Origin of the sequence: Pseudomonas sp. 5Ae-yellow, from assembly GCF_014077575.1 — a bacterium.
GTDB lineage: Bacteria > Pseudomonadota > Gammaproteobacteria > Pseudomonadales > Pseudomonadaceae > Halopseudomonas > Halopseudomonas neustonica.
Window position 1 is genome coordinate 1 of record NZ_JACGWE010000051.1, and the last position, 16870, is coordinate 16870.

Genomic DNA, 16870 nt, shown 5'->3' on the forward strand with positions numbered 1-16870 from the left:
ACCAGTGTTCTGGAAGGCATGAACAACAAGATCAAGGTCATCAAACGAATGGCTTACGGTTACCGGGATAACAACTACTTCTTCTTGAAAATCAAAGCAGCGTTTCCCGGTAAAATGCGATGAACCTAAATAAAGGACTAGGCGATCTGGCCTCAGGTACCGAAGTGCTCGCTTACTTTGACGAGGTCATGCGCCACCAGTTTCTACCCACCGGCCGCGTGCAATATTTCCCGATGTGCCACTACCTTGGTGACGGCCTATTCGAGCAAAGCCTGACCGGGAAGCGCTTTCATGCCAATACGCGCAAGACGGTCGACGCCACTTATCTGAAAACCAGCGTACCCGCCAACCATACTCCCAGCTTCAAAATTGACGCCGGCGTGGCCTTTATGCCACTCAACGACCTGCCCAAGGTCAAGCAACCCGCTGATAATTACGTGGTAATCGGCGGCGGAAAAACCGGTATCGATGCCTGCCTATGGCTGCTGGAGAATCAGGTAGACCCTGATCGTATTTGCTGGATAGTCTCGCGTGATGCCTGGCTGCTCGATCGCCGCAATACCCAATCGACTGAGGAGTTTTTCCATAGCAGCATTGGCGCGGTTGCTGCGCAGCTTGAGGCCATCGCCCAAGCCGACTCGGTCGATGACTTGTTCAACCGGCTGGAACAAGCGGGTGTGCTACTGCGGATTGATCAAACCGTAAAACCCAAGATGTTTCACGGCGCCACCATCAGCCAGCTTGAACTACAGCAACTGCGCCGCATCAAGAACGTGGTGCGCAAGGGCCGCGTGACCCACCTGCAAACAGATCAAATCGTATTCGAACAAGGCAGTATTCCCACCTCAACAAACAATCTATACATTGACTGCTCGGCCAGCGCCATTACCAACCTGGCGATCAAGAAAGTCTTTCAGGGCAACCTGATCACCCCGCAGACTGTGCGTTCCTATCAGCCCGTTTTCAGCGCTGCTTTCATAGCCCATGTAGAAGCCTGTTATAACGATGAGGCAGAGAAAAATCGTATTTGTTCTGTCGTGCCGCTGCCCAATCACGATACCGACTGGATTCGCATGATGGCCGCACTGATGATGAATCAGTACCAATGGTCACAGGTCCCGGAACTGCGCGACTGGCTGCTGGTAAATCGGCTGGATGGAATGGGCAAGCTGGTGCGCAGCGCCAGCAAGGACGATGCAGAAAAACAGGCGATCCTTACCCGCATGCGCAACAATTCAGCGCCAGCCATGATGAAAATTCAGCGCTTTCTTGCCGACATCAACTAACCGAAAGGGACTAAGCCATGCAGCAATTTCAGGTGCAAAAAAACAACTTCATGACGCAGCGGCTAGTAACACTGAGCCCGCAAGAACAGCTTGAGACGCTGGCGGACGGCGAGATTCGCCTAGCCGTCGATAGTTTTTCCTTCACCGCCAATAACATCACTTATGCTGCCGCAGGCGATCAACTGGGTTACTGGCAGTTCTTTCCGCCAGCCGGCCAACAAACCGAGGGCTGGGGCGTCATCCCGGTGTGGGGCTTTGCCGACGTAATTGAGTCCCGGTGTGATCAGGTGCCCGTGGGTGAACGATTATTCGGCTATTTTCCGCCAGCAACCCAAGTAATCATGCAGCCCACCCACATCTCGGAACAGCGTCTGGTCGATGGCATAGCGCATCGCAGCAAACTGCCGCCGGGCTACAATAGTTACAGCCGCGTATTGCACGAACCGCACTACGACGCCAACACCGAAGCCGAACGCATGCTGCTGTGGCCGCTACACATAACCTCGTTCTGTCTCTGGGATGCACTCAAGGACAAAGCCTGGCGTGGAGCCCAACAGATCATCATTATCAGCGCCTCCAGCAAGACCAGCATCGGACTAGGCTATGCGCTGGCCCAGGACGACCAAGCCCCCACCACCGTTGCACTGACCTCAGCGCGTAATATGGCGTTGGTCGAGCGTCTCGGCATTTATGGCAGCGTGGTGGATTACGATCAACTGAGCAGCATCAACCCGGATTTGCCCAGCGTGATCGTCGACATGTCCGGCAACAGTGCGCTGTTGAATGCGCTAAGCCAGCACTTGGGTGCCAATCTGAACTATTGCATCAATGTGGGCCTGACCCATTGGGATGAAACCCAGGCAAGCTCGGACATAGATGCAGATCGCCGCGAATTTTTCTTTGCGCCAGCACATATTCAGCAACGCATGAAAGACTGGGGCCCACAAGGGTTTGCCGAGCGCAGCCAGCGCTTCCTGCATGAAGCGGCGACCTGGAGCCGTGAATGGCTGAAGGTGAAAGAGTTGCAGGGCCTCGCGGGCCTGGCAGCGGTTTACCCCGACGTTTGCCAAGGCCGCATAGCGGCAGATGAAGGTGTGGTCATCAAACTGGCTACCGCGCAATAAGCCCATGCGCTTATGCCGCAAAATAATGGATGCAGATAGTCCTGTACCCATACTGCAGCATAGGCGCAAATTGCCAGCTATTCACCGCCGATAGCCGCACGAATCAAACCTGCGCGCAGTCAATGGCAGCTAAATAACAAGGAGCAGAACATGAGCGAGTTTGCAGGCAAGACCATCGTCATCAGTGGCGGCGCCGAAGGTATCGGCCTGAGCATTGCAATGGCCATGGGCAAACAAGGCATGAACGTCGTGCTAGGCGACATCGACAGCGAGCAGTTAAAGCTCGCCGAAGCAGAGCTACAGCAAGCCGGTGTTGAGGTACTCACCGCGCAAATGGATGTGACCAAACTGGAGCAGTGGCAGGCACTGGCCGATCAGGCCATCGAGCGCTTTGGCAAAATTCACATGCTGGTCAACAACGCCGGTGTAGGCGGCGGCACCGGCAGCATTGAGCAGACCGACAACAACGAATGGCGCTGGGTGATGGACGTCAATCTGATGGGCGTCATCAACGGCACTCAGGTCATGGTGCCGCATATCAAGCAACATGGTGAAGGTGGCTGGCTGCTAAACGTCGCTTCCATGGCCGGGATGGGCGGCGTGCCCTACGGTGGCGCCTATACTGCCAGTAAGGTCGCGGTCGTCGGCATGTCGGAAAGCTGGTACGCCGAGCTGCAACAACACAACATTCAGGTCTCTGTGCTCTGCCCCGCTTTTGTTAAAACGCGTATCAACCTGTCTATGCGCAATAAACAAAGCGACTATAAAACCGGCGGAGCCAAAAAAGAGATCACACCACAACAGGCTGCCATGGCAGCACACATGCAGAAGATCATTGATAACGGTCTGCCGGTAGAGATTGTTGGCGAGCGGGTAGTGGAAGCACTCAAGGCAAAAGAGCTGTACATATTCACTCATCCCAACTACCGCCCAACCACCCAGGTACGCGCCAAGGCCATTGATGCTGCCTTTGAGCGTGCCGCCGCCAGCCCCCTACTAGCCGATGTGGCCGACCAAGAAATCATCAGCTTCGGCTAACTCGCACTTAGCGTCGCCAGACTTCCAATCAGCCTGGCCGAGTACCGCTCTGGCGGCGGTGCTCGGCAGATGCAGCTATCAGAAGCTGTAGCTCAAACTCACCTTGGCATTACGTCCCTGTGACGGGGCGCTATCACCAGACAGCGCAGCGTAGTGGAAGCTATTCAGCACATTATCCACGGTGAGTTTTACGCTGAGGTCGGCCAAGGAGCCGCTCTTGGGTGACCAGTCAGCGAACAGACGGTGCACATCGTAGCTTTCGTTTGCATAAGTATTCCAGGTGCGTTCGGCGCTAACGTAATAGCTGTCGGAAGAAAGTCGATCCGTTTTGCGCACAAACTCACCCTGCCAGCCCAGCTGCAAGTCGATTTCCGGAACTTTCAGCCCCAGCATGGCAACCCATTTGACCGGCGGAATATCCCGAGCCCAAACGTTGGGGCCCCAGGGGTTGCTGTAAGCCCCTTCATGCTTGCCCTCGGTCCAGGCATAGGAAAGGCTGGCAAACATTCGACGGCTATCATAGTAGCTCTCCAGCTCCGCACCGCGAATTGTCGCGCCATCCAGGTTGCGATAATTGGACAGCGGCAGATAGTCGGCACAACTATCACTCACACTGCCTCCATTCTGCGCCTGGTTCTCACAAGCAATAGATCGGAGTTTAAAGATCTCATCACTAATCTTGTGACGATACAAAGTAGCGCGCAGCTGCAGGTTATCATCGGCGACAATGAGGTCAGGCAGGCTAACCACGGCACCAGCACGCACGCCGCGAATACGTTCTGCATCCAGACCACGGCTGGTTGAGCCCCAGGTCGAGGAGCTCTGCACCTCATACTGCTCATCCAATACCGGCGCCCGCCAAGTACTTGCGTAGTCAACAAACACACCAAGCTGCTGATTGACCCGCCAGAAAACGGACAAGCGAGGCGACCAGCCAGCATAGGTAACGGAACGATAATCATGCCCCATTTCGGGATTGTTATATCGACTCGCGAGATTCTGCTTACCCTGGTTACGCACGTGATCGTAGCGCAACGACGGGGTAACAGTTACGTCCCCCAGCGTGATCGCGTCCTGCAAATAAAGGCTGCGCACCTCTTGCTCGCCGGCAGGCATAAAATAAGGCTGGAACCACCCGAAGTTATACTCCGGCTTGTCGTCATAATCAGGGTAATGCATCAGCACTTCCCGCGAATGCTCACGCCACTGGGCACCTGCAGTCAGCTCATGCGCCAGCATTCCGGTATCAAACAAACTGATGTTGCGCGCCTCGAACATCCGGTCGGTATATTCGGTGTTCATATACTTGCCCCCTGAGGTGAGACCGAAATAGGCATCATCGTCACGGGTATCCGTCTGATCGGTACTGGAGTAGGAATAGGTCAGCTCAAGATCAAGCAGTGGATTATCCACAGGCTGGTACTGATACTTGCCGACCCAAGTGGTATCAACCAGCTCACGGTTAGACGTCAGGCGATTAAGCGCAGCCTCAAGGCTTCCGTACTTTTTGATGGAGTAGAGGCTTGGCACTACGAAGCTGGTTGCCGCAAACGGCGTACGCAAGTTGCTCTCGCTGCGGCTGTAGCTCAGCCCGAAACTATGCTCCAGTGTCGGGTGAAAATTACCTTTGACCAGCATCGAATCCTGATTCTGTGCAGTACTGGGGTAGCGCTTTGGATAGCGGTACCCCTCATCAAGATCAATGTGGCCAGCGAGCTTGATGTCGTCCCCATCGCGATGGCTCTGGTAATACAAACCATCAAACATGCCATCTTCGGTACGGCCAAACACCGAGCCCGTATAGATTTGCTGGTGGTCGTTACTCTGATACCCGTATTTTACGAAAGCACCCGTATTACGCCCCGGCTTGAGCATATCGGTGGCGTCGCGGGTTTCCATATGCACGGTACCGCCAAAGCCACCATTACCGGTGAGCGCCGAATAGGGCCCCTTCTCCACCTCAACGCTTTTGATCAACTCTGGTTCGATGAAAATGGTGCCTTGTTGATAACGCTCAAAGCCGCTTTTATTCGCGCCATCCAGCGTAAAGGGCACATCTTCAGCGTCCCCCAAGCCCCAGATATTGACCCGCTGACCGCCGGGTTTGACCGACCCGGTCATGCTGACGCCCGGCAGTGTTTGCAATAACTCCGGAACGTTACCGGCCTGCTGACGCTCGATCTCACGACGCCCAAGGGTAGAGCGTCCGACGTTCGTGGAGTTGACCGAGATTCCATCGCCTACCACCGTCAACGCCTGTAGCGTGATGCCATTGTCTGGCGCGCTCGCGGCGGCTGGCCGTGGGCGAATAACAAAACTGCCTGCGGCAGGTACCAGTTCAAAACCTGATCCCTGCAACAACAACTGCAGTACATCAACCGCCTCGTAGTTACCGCTCACAGGCGGCGCAGCCACATGGCGCGTCTGGCTCTCGTCAAACAGAATCTGGATCTGACCCTGTTGCGCCAATGCAGATAAGGACGCGGAGAGCGATTGTGCGGGTAACTGCACACTGATGGGAGCAGCGTGCAGACTGCTGCTGATGAGCAAACTGAGCAAACTTAGGCGGGTAAAACCAAGGCGGGTATTGCGGGTACTCATTGCGCTCTCCTGTGCGTACTCCGGGGGTGACACCCAGAAAACGCAGCAGGTCGAGAAACCCTCACATCTAAATGAAATATATTTTCATTTAGATTAGCTTTTAGAGCAAATCAAAGCGGTTGCAGCATCACCCGACCGTCATCCGTTCGACTTATCTGAACGGGCAGCAGCAGCGGCAGTGCCTGCAAAAACAGCTCTGGTTGATGAATATCCAGGCTGCCTGATACGCGTTTTGCGGCCAGTTGGGCATCGGCCACCAGCACCGGTCGATCGAGATAACGGGATAACTCTTGCGCCAGCTCACCTAACGACCGATCGCGAAAAATCAGCATGCCCGTGCGCCAACTACCGATTTCATTGGTCGGCAACTCACTATTGCGCACCAGCCCGCGGCGATAATCCACTTCGGCCACCTCCCCCACCTGCAGCAACTGCGGCGCGAGCCCTTGCGTACCGGGATCTACTTGCACAGTGCCCTGCTCTACCGCCACTGCAACGCCCTGGTCGCTGCGACGCACATTGAACCGCGTGCCCACCACGCGAACCTCTGCATCACCCACGCTGATCAGAAAGGGTTTTGTCGCATCCGGACTGACGGAAAAAAAGGCTTCGCCAGCACTCAGCTCCACCTCACGCCGATCACGGAAATACCGCACATGCACTTGCGCGCCTAGGTTAAGAACAACTTCACTGCCATCCTGCAGCTGCAGGGTACGCAATTGCTGCTGATCAGCACTGGCGTTGAGTTGATAAGTCGGCTGCGCGTACCAGTTAGTCCCTAGCGCCATACCTATTGCCAGTAGCAGAGCAGCCGCCAACGTCAGCATTGACCTAAACCGGGAGCGTCGCGAGGGTCCAACAGGGAGCACCACAACCTTCTCTGACTCAAGCGCAGGTCGCGTCAACAGATCACAGTCAGCCCAAAGTAATTGCATGTCGTCATACGCGATCGCATGCGCCTCACTTTGCTGTAGCCAGGTCTGAAACGCAGCCTCACTGGCGGAATCCAGTGGCCCATCCTGACGGCGACTGAACCACTCGGCGGCCTGCTCCTCGATTGCGCTCGCGGGTACCTCAACACTCATTCGCACCTCCCGGCGCTGCGCAGCCCTGAGCGCGCGTGGCGGCGACAATGCAGCATGGCGCTGGCGATATGTTTTTCAACCATACTCAAAGAGATTCCCATCCGTTGGGCAACGGCTGCCTGCGACAGACCGTCAAACTTGTGCAATACAAACGCCTGTTTACGCTTGGCGGGCAAGCCCTCGAGCGCCTCGGCCAACAGATGCAAGCGTTGCTGTTGCTCAATCATGCGCAAAGGCCCTTCTGTCTGCAATGCTTCGTCTGCTTCCGACGCGGATTCGTCCAACTCGACCAGACCTGCACCCGTGCGTACCTGCTGACGCCGCCAATGGTCGTATAACAGGTTGCGGGCGATACTGAACAATAGAGGTCTGGGCGGGCAGTCCTGTGATTTTTGCTCGGCAGCAGTACTGCCCAACCACCGCACAAAGGCATCCTGCGCCAGATCGTCGGCATCTGCCGCGTTGCTCATGCGCTTACCCAAAAAGCGCCGCAGCTCGGTTCGCAGGCCGTTGAAATCAGCCGCAGCGAGCGGCCGTGAACGATCACTCACAGACGAACCATCCACAGCGAAGGAGCATAGCTGGACACAAAAGACCTCCGACAACGCGCAGCCTGAATAGCTGCACACGGTAACAAGAACAAATCACAAACAGTAACGATTATCATTATGAGGCAAGCACATGCATTGATGTCAAGCCGCCACTTTCAGCCCAGTAAGCCATTGCTCCATAAAGAGCAATCGGGCGACCCAAGCCAGCGCACTAGAACTCAGGTCAGAGCTACACCCAACAGCTCCTGACATCTCTCGCTGGATACGAATGAAAAAAATCTCAATTTCATTACGGGAAAGCAGCGGGTCATTCGTTATCTAGGTAAGACGCAGTAAAGGTCGCTTCCAGGCGCCCCAGCGACTTCCGACGATATCCCGTACGCAAGGACCCGCCATGATCACGGCAGACAACACCGCATTACCCCTGAGTAGCTACCTTAAAGAGCAGACCACCTCGACCCACGAGAGCCTCGACAGGCGCATCATGGCGCTAGCGCCCTTCTCCAACCGCGAGCGTTTTGCCTGTTTCCTGCGGATGCAGCTGCGCCTGCACTACGCCACAGCACCGCTGTACCAAAACCCCGCGCTGCAAGCCATGTTGCCGGGTCTGGCCGAGCGCAACCGCCTCGATGCCGTGCAGTTGGACTGTGCCGACTTCAATCTCAGTGAGCAGCAGCAAGAAGAGGATCGCTTGGCTGGGACATCCATCAAGCCGACCAACACGCAAGAGGCAATCGGCTGGCTCTATACCCATGAGGGCTCCACCCTGGGCGCGGCCTTCCTGCTCAAGTACGCAAAGGACCAACTGGGTCTTTCAGAATCCTTTGGCGCACGTCACCTGGCAGGCCATACCGAGGGAAGAGGCCTGCACTGGCGCCAGTTCAAGCAGGCACTGGACAATCTTGATCTTACTCCAGAGGCGCGCACAGAAGCCGTCGAAGGCGCTCGTGCCGCCTTTGCTTTTGTACGAGCGTCGGTAGAAGAGCTGATGGCCGATAATCAGCCCGCTGCGGCAGTCTGATGTTACGGCGGCTCGGCTGGCGCATGCTGGCCCTGACCTTTGTAGCCCTAGGGTTCATTGGAGCCGTGTTGCCCGGCATGCCGACCACCGTCTTCATGCTGCTGGCGGTCTGGGCAGCCAGTAAGGGGTGGCCGCCGCTGGCGGATTGGCTGTTGAACCACCCCCGCTTTGGTCCACCGATACACAACTGGCAAACGCACCGAGCCATTCCCCGCCGCGCCAAGTGGCTGGCGGGTATCAGCATGCTCGTCAGCATGCCAATCATTTGCCTGACGGCACCCAGCGCCTGGGTGCAATGGTTAGTGCCGTCAAGTATGTGCCTGGTGCTGCTGTGGCTCTGCAGCCGTCCGGAACCACCCTGCCCTCAACCCTGAACCGCGTTAACTGCGCGAGGATAATCACTCATGCGATCGCTGACTCTCCTATCCACCCTGCTGCTCAGCTTGCTGCTGGGCAATGCCGCCTTGGCGCAGACGACCGAGCCCGGCACCGAGGGCCAGGCCAGCAATGCTGCGCAAGCAAGCACCGAGGAAACCTCTGCTGCTAGCGCCGATGGGTTGCCCGCGCCTGAGATTGAGCCCGCTTTGGCCCAAGCCCAAGCGCTTCCACACGACCTGTCGCCCTGGGGCATGTATTTGGCCGCTGATTGGGTGGTCAAGGGAGTCATGATTGGCCTGCTCATCGCCTCGTTACTGACCTGGTCGGTATGGATTGGCAAACTGATTCAACTCGCGCAGGCGCGCCGACGCGCCAACCGGCTACTGCACCTGTTGGTCGAATCCGAGCACTTTGCCCAGGCACGGCAGCACAGCGCACAGCAGCGCGGGGCGGGAATGGACTTGCTGCAAGCGACCGCCCACGAATTGGCACTTTCTGCGCGTGGCCCTGCCAGCGATGAGGGCATCAAGGAGCGTATCGGCGCACGACTGGATCGCGTGCAGATTCACGCTGGCAGCCAGATGAACAAGGGCACCGGCATACTCGCGACCATAGGCTCCATCGCGCCTTTTGTCGGTCTGTTCGGGACCGTGTGGGGCATCATGAACAGCTTTATCGGTATTGCCCAGTCGCAGAACACCAACCTCGCTGTCGTCGCGCCCGGTATCGCCGAGGCCTTGCTGGCGACCGCCTGTGGCCTGGTAGCCGCGATTCCAGCGGTGGTGATCTACAACCACTTTGCGCGGGCTATTAACGGCTATCGCGCGCAGTTGGGTGATATCGCCACGGCGCTGCTGACGCTGGTTAGCCGTGACCTGGATCGGCAACAGGGAAACCAAAACGCCGACGCCGAAGACCAGCACCAGCCAGTCCCCATCAGCATGGGGCGGCACTGATGAGCTTTAACCTGTCCGGCGCAGAAGATGGTCAACTGAGCGAAAACCACGAAATCAACGTCACCCCCTTCATCGATGTGATGCTGGTGCTGTTGATCATCTTTATGGTGGCTGCGCCTCTGGCTACCGTCAGCGTGCCCGTAGACCTGCCAGCCTCTACCGCCAAACCGCAGCCGCCGGCTGACGACCCGCTATACCTCAGTGTGCAGGCAGACCTGACGTTAACGTTGGGTGAGCAACAACAGCTCACCCTGGCGCAACTGCCGGACGCCCTGACCAGCGCGGCGCCCGATACGGCGCAACGCATCTTTCTGCGCGCCGACCAGGGCATCAACTATGGCGATCTGACCGAGGTCATCAACGCATTGGGCGACGCGGGTTATCTCAAGGTCGCCCTGGTTGGGCTGGAACGTACGCCATGACACCGCTGGCAGGCCCGCAACGCAGCCGCACGCGCAGCGGGCTGCCATTCTGGCTGTCTGCCCTATTGGCGGCAGCGGGTCTGCACGCGTTGGTACTAGCCATCTACCTGTGGCATCCAAGTCAGCCCCTTGAGCTTAAGCCCCAGGCCGCCCCGATGGCCATTGAATTGGTCATGCCACTGGCTGCGCCCGCCAGTCAGCCGACCGAGTTGCCACCTGGCCCTGAACAGACCCAAGCCGATGCAGCGACGGCGCAACCGGCCAAGGTAGCAAAAGCTCAGCCCGAACTACCCGAGGTAGCCAAGACCGAGGTTAGCCTGCCAGCGAAAAAACCGACCCCCGTCAAAGCGCCCGAACCGCCGGTTGAAGAGACACCTGAAGAAACGCCCGAGCCCATCAACGAGAGTGCCAATCAGCAGGCAGCCGAACAGACGACAGCGCCACCCAGCGTAGCAACACCCAACCAGAGTGAAACAGTCAGTGCCCCTACGCTGGGCGCCGTCAGTCAACAACAACTGGATGCGCGCCAGCAGTGGGAGCAGCTGCTGTACGCGCACTTGCAACGCCATAAGCGTTACCCGCGTCAGGCACTGAGGGCGCACCAGCAAGGGATGCCCACTATTACCCTAACCATGAATCGCCGTGGCCAGGTGCTCAGCGTCAACCTTGCCAGCAGCAGCGGTGCACGCACGCTGGACAGGGAGGCGCTGGCACTCGCCAAGCGCGCAGAACCATTGCCGCTGCCACCGCCAGAGATTGCCGGTGAACGGATTACCCTGACCGTACCAGTGCTATTCTCTCTCTAACCGCAATCAGTTGCGGGCGCTCAGTACAGGGCGCAATAGAGGACTAACGCAGCTAATAATGAAACCGGATAAAACCGCTGATAACCCCGGTTGTTTCGGCAAGCCCGCGCTCAATGCCATCTGGCTATAACCATAGGCCGATAAAGATTTTTACGGCATGAGGCACTGCAGGTAAACTAGCCGGCTTTCCGGCCTTGCAAACGGGGCCGCGCTTCGCAATTTGGAAGGTTAATACGTGATTGATTTTAAGCAGGTACACAAGGCCTACCGCGTAGGTGGTCGGTCAGTGCCAGCCCTGCATCCGACAGACTTGCATATCGCTCAGGGTGAGGTGTTTGGCATCGTTGGCCATTCCGGCGCGGGCAAGAGCACGCTGATGCGCTTGGTCAACCGCCTGGAAGAGCCCTCGGGCGGCAGTATCGTGATCGACGGTGAAGACGTAACCAAACTCGATGCCAAAGGCTTGCGCCGCTTTCGTCGGCAAGTCGGTATGATTTTTCAGCATTTCAACCTGCTGTCATCCAAAACGGTCGCCAACAATGTGGCACTGCCACTGAAACTGGCCGGTGAGCTGAGCCGCGCGCAGATAGATCAGCGCGTCGCGGAACTCCTAGTGCGCGTAGGTCTGAGCGAGCACGCCGACAAATACCCCGCGCAGCTATCGGGTGGTCAGAAACAGCGCGTGGGTATTGCCCGTGCCCTATCGACCAATCCCAAGGTACTGCTCTGTGACGAGGCCACCAGTGCACTGGACCCGCAAACCACCGCATCAGTGCTGCAGCTGCTGACCCAAATCAATCGCGAGTTGAACCTGACCATCCTGTTGATCACCCATGAAATGGATGTGATACGCCGTGCCTGCGACCGCGTTGCCGTGATGGATGCCGGTGTGATCGTTGAGCTGGGTCCGGTGACGGACGTTTTCCTGCATCCCCAACACCCGACCACCAAACGTTTTGTCCGCGAGGACGAGCAGGTTGATGAGAACGATCAGCGCAATGATTTCGCGCATGTCGAGGGACGCATCGTGCGGCTCACCTTTAATGGTGACTCCACCTACACACCGCTGCTGGGCAGCGTCGCCCGAGAGACCGGGGTCGACTACAGTATTCTGGCCGGCCGCATCGACCGCATCAAGGACACACCCTACGGCCAGTTGACACTGGCGCTCACCGGTGGCGACGTTGAAGCAGCAATGCACTGCTTCACCCTGGCCGATGTGCATATGGAGGTGCTGCGCTAATGGATGCTCTGCTTCCCAACGTCAATTGGCCCGAAATATGGCAAGCCACGCTCGATACGCTCAGCATGCTGGGCGGCTCTTTGGTCTTTACGCTCATTTTCGGACTGCCGCTCGGGGTGCTGCTGTTTCTCACCGGGCCACGGCAGATGTTTGAGCAAAAGGTGCTTTACCAGGCGACCTCGCTACTGGTTAACATCTTTCGCTCGGTGCCCTTTGTCATTCTGCTGATCGTGATGATTCCCTTCACCGTGATAGTGGCAGGTACCTCGCTGGGCGTGGCGGGCGCCATTCCGCCACTGGTGGTCGGTGCTACGCCGTTTTTTGCGCGTTTGGTTGAAACCGCCCTACGCGAAGTAGACCGCGGCATCATCGAAGCCACCCAGGCCGCAGGGGCTACGCCGCGACAGATCGTGGTCAACGCCCTGCTACCGGAGGCCCTACCGGGCATCATCGCTGCCATCACTGTCACCGCCATTACGCTGGTGTCCTACACCGCCATGTCGGGCCTGATTGGCGGCGGCGGGCTGGGCGATCTAGCGGTGCGCTATGGTTATCAGCGTTATCAGCCCGATGTCATGGTCGTTACTGTTGTGCTGCTATTGGTTCTGGTGCAGGTGCTGCAAAGCGTCGGCGACCGGCTGGTAGTTCACTTCTCACGCAAGTAACTATGCTTAATGCAATAAAAAAAGCAGGTGACCGGCTATCCGCCAGCCACCTGCGTGTTATCCCACAAGGAGCCTTACGTATGAAAAAATTACTCACTGCCTTTGCCGCTGCCGCGGTATTAACCTCCCTGCCAGCATTCGCGGCAGAGAAACTGTCAGTCGCTGCTACTGCCGTGCCGCACGCCGAGATTCTTGAGTTCGTCAAACCAACACTGGCTGAAGAAGGCGTTGATCTGGATATTCACGTCTTCACCGACTACGTGCAGCCCAACGTACAGGTTGCCGAAAAACGCCTGGATGCCAACTTCTTCCAGCACCTTCCCTATCTGGAAGAGTTCAACAGCAGCCGTGGCACCGATCTGGTCAGCGTTACTGGTGTGCACGTTGAACCCTTTGGCGCCTATTCCCGCAAGATCAAAAGCCTCGACGAATTGCCCGAAGGTGCCAACGTAGTCATCCCCAACGATGCTACCAACGGCGGTCGCGCATTGCTGCTGCTGCAAAAAGCGGGCGTCATCACGCTGAAGGATGAAGGCAACATTTTGTCTACGCCGAGCGATATCGCCGCGAACCCCAAGAATATTCGTATTCGCGCGCTTGAGGCGGCCACTCTGCCACGCGTACTGGATCAGGTAGACCTGGCCCTGATCAACACCAACTACGCGCTGGAAGCCGGCCTCAACCCGACTGCCGATGCCCTGGTGATCGAAGGTGCCGACTCGCCCTACGTGAACATTCTGGTTGCGCGTTCAGACAATGCCGAAAGCGATGCCATGCAGAAATTGGCTGCAGCACTGAACAGCCCAGAAGTGAAAGCCTTCATCGAAGAGAAGTATCAGGGCCAGATCCTGCCTACCTTCGAGTAAGCGTGCCGCCCGGGCCGCAGCAAGCGCCCGACGCTGCACCACTCTGCTGTAACTGAAACGCCCGGCACAACGCCGGGCGTTTTTGTATCTGTTACTCACACTAGCTGTTCAAGCCCTTTGCACTGCGGCAAATAACCGCGCTCAGATCATCACCTGAGCGTCTGCACAGTGCTAGAATTTCCGCCATGCCTCTGTCACGCGATAACCGCCTATCTGTAGCCCTGCTGCTGTATCTCTGCACGCTGTTCAGCGTGCTGACCTGTGGCTTTCATCAGGGGCAAATGAGCGCGCAGCATCTCAGCGGCGCCGGAGTTGTGTTCTGTAATACCGATGGGCAAAACCTCGGTCTCGATCTGGACAGTGCGCAGCAGCACAGCGGCGATTTCAAACCCATGTGCCCACTGTGTTCTTCGGTAGGTGCTGGCATTGCGCTCAACAGCCTGGGCTGGTCACTGGACTATCAGCCTGCCATCGCAGCAATACCGCTACCGCCCAGCCATTGGGCGCGGCCACCGCCGCGTGCCGCCTGGCCCGCACTCAACCCCCGTGCTTCACCCGCTGCCTCTGGCGCAGCGGTGCTCTCTGCCTGATCACCGGCCGACCTTCCGTTGCGTCCACACCAGTAATCCAAACACCTTGTTTTATTGCCCATGTCTGCCCCTTGGCAGCATGGCTTTGCCTGTGGACAACAATGATGCAAACAACACTGAATCTCTTAGTCTCTCCAGCCACACAGCGCTGGAAAATCGCTTTCTCTGTTTTTTTGGCCAGCCTTGCTGGCAGCAGTTACGCCACCGATGCCACTGCACCGCAAACGCATGAAGCGCAGACGAACTCCCTTGAGTTGGCTCCCCTGGTGATTACCGCCGTGCAACAAAGCTCACCCCTGACCATCATCGCTGACCCGAAGGATGCCAGGCAGCCGGTGCCAGCCAGCGATGCGACTGACTACCTGAAAACGATCCCGGGTTTTTCCGCCATACGCAGTGGCGGCACCAATGGCGATGCAGTGCTGCGCGGTATGTTTGGCTCGCGCATCAACCTACTGTCCAACGGTGGCCAAATGATCGGGGCCTGCCCAAACCGAATGGACGCGCCCAGCTCGTATATTGCACCGGAAACCTTCGATAAGCTGACGGTCATCAAGGGACCGCAAAGCGTCATCTGGGGGCCCGGAGCTTCCGCTGGCACCGTGCTCTTTGATCGCGAGCCGGAGCAATTCAGCGAGGCGGGCACCCGTGTTCACGCCAGCGCGCTAGGTGGCTCCAATGGCCGCTTTGATAAACTGCTAGATGCGGCAATCGGCAACCCACAAGGCTATATGCGCTTTAGTGGCAACCAGGCCCAATCTGACGACTACGAAGACGGCAACGGCGATACCGTCCCCTCGCGCTATAGCAAATGGAATGGTGATGTCGCGCTTGGCTGGACGCCCGACGACGACACCCTACTGGAACTCAGCGCCGGCAAAGGTGACGCCGAGGCACGCTACGGCGGACGCGGCATGGATGGCAGCAAATTTGCGCGTGAAAGCCTGGGCTTGCGCTTTGAGCGCACCAATCTAGGTGCCATCGATAAACTCGAAGCGCGCCTTTACTACAACTACGCCGATCACGTCATGGATAACTTCCGTCTGCGCACACCAGACCCGAGCAGCATGATGCCAATGCCTATGGCGGCCGAAGTAGACCGCCGCACCATTGGCGGCCGTGTGGCCATGACGTTCAATTGGGAGTCACTCGATCTCGTTACCGGTGTTGATGCCATGCGCAGCGAGCACCGCGCACGCAGCTCCACCTACGACATGATGAGCGGCGTATACCGCGATACGGATGAGTTTGCCTGGGACAAAGATGCCGTCATGCGCAACTACGGCTTATTTGGTGAGCTGACCTGGTACCAGAGCACTCGCAATCGCATCATCGCCGGAGCGCGCCTTGATCGAGCATCAGCCAAAGACTACCGCAGCGACATCAGCAGCATGATGATGAGCCGACCCAATCCCACCGCCGGTCAGACGCGCAGCGATACCCTGCCCAGCGGCTTTATCCGCTACGAGCAAGATCTGGAAGACTCGCCTACCACCCTGTATGCCGGTATTGGTCATGTACAACGCTTCCCTGATTATTGGGAGCTGTTCTCGGCCAAAACCGGTCCGGCAGGCGCCCTCAACGCCTTTGACGGCATTCGGCCGGAGAAAACCACCCAGCTGGACGTAGGCGTGCAGTATCAACAGCAGAACCTGCAGGCTTGGGCATCCGCCTACGCAGGACAGATACGCGACTACATCCTGTTCAACTACAGCACCAGCATGATGAGCATGAACAGCAGCCAGGCCAACAATGTTGATGCGCGTATTATGGGCGGTGAATTGGGGCTGGCCTATGACCTCAACAGCCACTGGAATACCGATGCGACGCTAGCCTACGCCTGGGGTAAAAACAGCAGCGATGGCCAACCCTTGCCACAAATGCCGCCACTGGAGGCACGCTTGGGCCTGGGGTATGAGCAGAACAACTGGAGCGCTGGGGCACTCTGGCGCGTAGTAGCTGAGCAAAATCGCATCGACGAAGGGAAAGGTAACGTCGTCGGTCAGGACATGGACAAAAGCGCTGGCTTTGGCGTCTTTTCGCTCAACGGCGCTTACCGCCTGAACGAGAACCTCAAGTTCAGCGCGGGCGTCGACAACCTGTTCGATAAGGGGGGGTGTCATAAATTTTGTGTTTGGGCATAACATGTTGCAGCAGAGGACGCATGTATGCCGACCAAGAAGAAGCCGGGGCGTGAAGCCCCGCGAGACCTACCCGCAATTCCCAACGAACTGATAG

At 57.5% G+C, this 16870-nt stretch carries 17 protein-coding genes; 14 read left to right on the top strand and 3 right to left on the bottom strand.

Features of this window, described 5'->3' with window-relative positions:
- The 4 genes from H4J77_RS17560 to H4J77_RS17575 form a co-directional block, all read left to right on the top strand.
- The coding region (locus H4J77_RS17560) for a transposase (RefSeq protein ID WP_182249718.1) at positions 1 to 123 on the top strand (123 nt) is incomplete at its 5' end.
- The gene (locus H4J77_RS17565) at positions 120 to 1286 is read left to right on the top strand and encodes an NAD(P)/FAD-dependent oxidoreductase (protein ID WP_182249721.1); all 1167 of its coding nucleotides are present in this window, start codon (positions 120 to 122) and stop codon (positions 1284 to 1286) included. The genes H4J77_RS17560 and H4J77_RS17565, both read left to right, overlap by 4 nt.
- Positions 1287 to 1303: 17 nt before the next feature.
- The gene (locus H4J77_RS17570) at positions 1304 to 2410 is read left to right on the top strand and encodes a DUF2855 family protein (RefSeq protein WP_182249723.1); all 1107 of its coding nucleotides are present in this window, start codon (positions 1304 to 1306) and stop codon (positions 2408 to 2410) included.
- A gap of 150 nt (positions 2411 to 2560) precedes the next feature.
- Positions 2561 to 3448: an SDR family NAD(P)-dependent oxidoreductase gene (locus tag H4J77_RS17575; RefSeq protein ID WP_182249725.1), complete on the top strand. Its 888-nt coding sequence runs from the start codon at positions 2561 to 2563 to the stop codon at positions 3446 to 3448.
- A gap of 78 nt (positions 3449 to 3526) precedes the next feature.
- Here the strand turns inward: H4J77_RS17575 and H4J77_RS17580 are convergent, their stop codons facing one another.
- The 3 genes from H4J77_RS17580 to H4J77_RS17590 all read right to left on the bottom strand — a co-directional run bounded on the left by H4J77_RS17580 (position 3527) and on the right by H4J77_RS17590 (position 7685).
- Positions 3527 to 6049, bottom strand: coding sequence for a TonB-dependent receptor (locus tag H4J77_RS17580; protein ID WP_123890845.1), 2523 nt, complete (start codon positions 6047 to 6049; stop codon positions 3527 to 3529).
- A gap of 110 nt (positions 6050 to 6159) precedes the next feature.
- A complete protein-coding gene (locus H4J77_RS17585; protein WP_182249727.1) occupies positions 6160 to 7134 on the bottom strand; it encodes a FecR domain-containing protein in 975 nt (324 codons plus the stop codon).
- Positions 7131 to 7685, bottom strand: a complete 555-nt coding sequence (locus tag H4J77_RS17590) for a sigma-70 family RNA polymerase sigma factor (RefSeq protein WP_310735010.1) — start codon at positions 7683 to 7685, stop codon at positions 7131 to 7133. The genes H4J77_RS17585 and H4J77_RS17590 overlap by 4 nt, the downstream gene beginning before the upstream one ends.
- Before the next feature lie 394 nt (positions 7686 to 8079).
- On the opposite strand from H4J77_RS17590, the gene H4J77_RS17595 reads away from it, so the two are divergent.
- From H4J77_RS17595 to H4J77_RS17640, 10 genes are all read left to right on the top strand, one after another.
- A complete protein-coding gene (locus tag H4J77_RS17595; RefSeq protein WP_182249729.1) occupies positions 8080 to 8706 on the top strand; it encodes a biliverdin-producing heme oxygenase in 627 nt (208 codons plus the stop codon).
- Positions 8706 to 9080, top strand: coding sequence for a YbaN family protein (locus H4J77_RS17600; protein ID WP_182249731.1), 375 nt, complete (start codon positions 8706 to 8708; stop codon positions 9078 to 9080). Before H4J77_RS17595 ends, H4J77_RS17600 begins: the two co-directional genes overlap by 1 nt.
- A gap of 30 nt (positions 9081 to 9110) precedes the next feature.
- The gene (gene exbB, locus H4J77_RS17605; RefSeq protein WP_182249733.1) at positions 9111 to 10040 is read left to right on the top strand and encodes a tonB-system energizer ExbB; all 930 of its coding nucleotides are present in this window, start codon (positions 9111 to 9113) and stop codon (positions 10038 to 10040) included.
- Entirely contained in the window at positions 10040 to 10462 is a 423-nt protein-coding gene (gene exbD / locus H4J77_RS17610) for a TonB system transport protein ExbD (protein ID WP_123890850.1), read from the top strand. Before exbB ends, exbD begins: the two co-directional genes overlap by 1 nt.
- Positions 10459 to 11268 (top strand): energy transducer TonB, encoded by an 810-nt coding sequence (locus H4J77_RS17615; protein WP_123890851.1) that lies wholly within the window; start codon positions 10459 to 10461, stop codon positions 11266 to 11268. Before exbD ends, H4J77_RS17615 begins: the two co-directional genes overlap by 4 nt.
- A 235-nt stretch (positions 11269 to 11503) precedes the next feature.
- The gene (locus H4J77_RS17620; protein ID WP_123890852.1) at positions 11504 to 12511 is read left to right on the top strand and encodes a methionine ABC transporter ATP-binding protein; all 1008 of its coding nucleotides are present in this window, start codon (positions 11504 to 11506) and stop codon (positions 12509 to 12511) included.
- The gene (locus H4J77_RS17625) at positions 12511 to 13176 is read left to right on the top strand and encodes a methionine ABC transporter permease (protein ID WP_123890853.1); all 666 of its coding nucleotides are present in this window, start codon (positions 12511 to 12513) and stop codon (positions 13174 to 13176) included. Before H4J77_RS17620 ends, H4J77_RS17625 begins: the two co-directional genes overlap by 1 nt.
- 80 nt (positions 13177 to 13256) lie before the next feature.
- On the top strand, positions 13257 to 14042 hold the full coding sequence (locus H4J77_RS17630; protein ID WP_123890854.1) for a MetQ/NlpA family ABC transporter substrate-binding protein: 786 nt from the start codon (positions 13257 to 13259) through the stop codon (positions 14040 to 14042).
- A 185-nt stretch (positions 14043 to 14227) separates the two neighbouring features.
- Positions 14228 to 14632, top strand: a complete 405-nt coding sequence (locus tag H4J77_RS17635) for a DUF2946 family protein (RefSeq protein ID WP_123890855.1) — start codon at positions 14228 to 14230, stop codon at positions 14630 to 14632.
- 104 nt (positions 14633 to 14736) lie between these two features.
- Positions 14737 to 16776, top strand: coding sequence for a TonB-dependent copper receptor (locus tag H4J77_RS17640; RefSeq protein ID WP_404940793.1), 2040 nt, complete (start codon positions 14737 to 14739; stop codon positions 16774 to 16776).
- Positions 16777 to 16870: the final 94 nt, after the last annotated feature.

Coding starts and splice junctions, on each gene's coding strand:
- H4J77_RS17565 (WP_182249721.1), top strand. CDS start 120: ATGAACCTAAATAAAGGACTAGGCGATCTGGCCTCAGGTACCGAAGTG.
- H4J77_RS17570 (WP_182249723.1), top strand. CDS start 1,304: ATGCAGCAATTTCAGGTGCAAAAAAACAACTTCATGACGCAGCGGCTA.
- H4J77_RS17575 (WP_182249725.1), top strand. CDS start 2,561: ATGAGCGAGTTTGCAGGCAAGACCATCGTCATCAGTGGCGGCGCCGAA.
- H4J77_RS17580 (WP_123890845.1), bottom strand. CDS start 6,049: ATGAGTACCCGCAATACCCGCCTTGGTTTTACCCGCCTAAGTTTGCTC.
- H4J77_RS17585 (WP_182249727.1), bottom strand. CDS start 7,134: ATGAGTGTTGAGGTACCCGCGAGCGCAATCGAGGAGCAGGCCGCCGAG.
- H4J77_RS17595 (WP_182249729.1), top strand. CDS start 8,080: ATGATCACGGCAGACAACACCGCATTACCCCTGAGTAGCTACCTTAAA.
- H4J77_RS17600 (WP_182249731.1), top strand. CDS start 8,706: ATGTTACGGCGGCTCGGCTGGCGCATGCTGGCCCTGACCTTTGTAGCC.
- exbB (WP_182249733.1), top strand. CDS start 9,111: ATGCGATCGCTGACTCTCCTATCCACCCTGCTGCTCAGCTTGCTGCTG.
- exbD (WP_123890850.1), top strand. CDS start 10,040: ATGAGCTTTAACCTGTCCGGCGCAGAAGATGGTCAACTGAGCGAAAAC.
- H4J77_RS17615 (WP_123890851.1), top strand. CDS start 10,459: ATGACACCGCTGGCAGGCCCGCAACGCAGCCGCACGCGCAGCGGGCTG.
- H4J77_RS17625 (WP_123890853.1), top strand. CDS start 12,511: ATGGATGCTCTGCTTCCCAACGTCAATTGGCCCGAAATATGGCAAGCC.
- H4J77_RS17630 (WP_123890854.1), top strand. CDS start 13,257: ATGAAAAAATTACTCACTGCCTTTGCCGCTGCCGCGGTATTAACCTCC.
- H4J77_RS17635 (WP_123890855.1), top strand. CDS start 14,228: ATGCCTCTGTCACGCGATAACCGCCTATCTGTAGCCCTGCTGCTGTAT.
- H4J77_RS17640 (WP_404940793.1), top strand. CDS start 14,737: ATGCAAACAACACTGAATCTCTTAGTCTCTCCAGCCACACAGCGCTGG.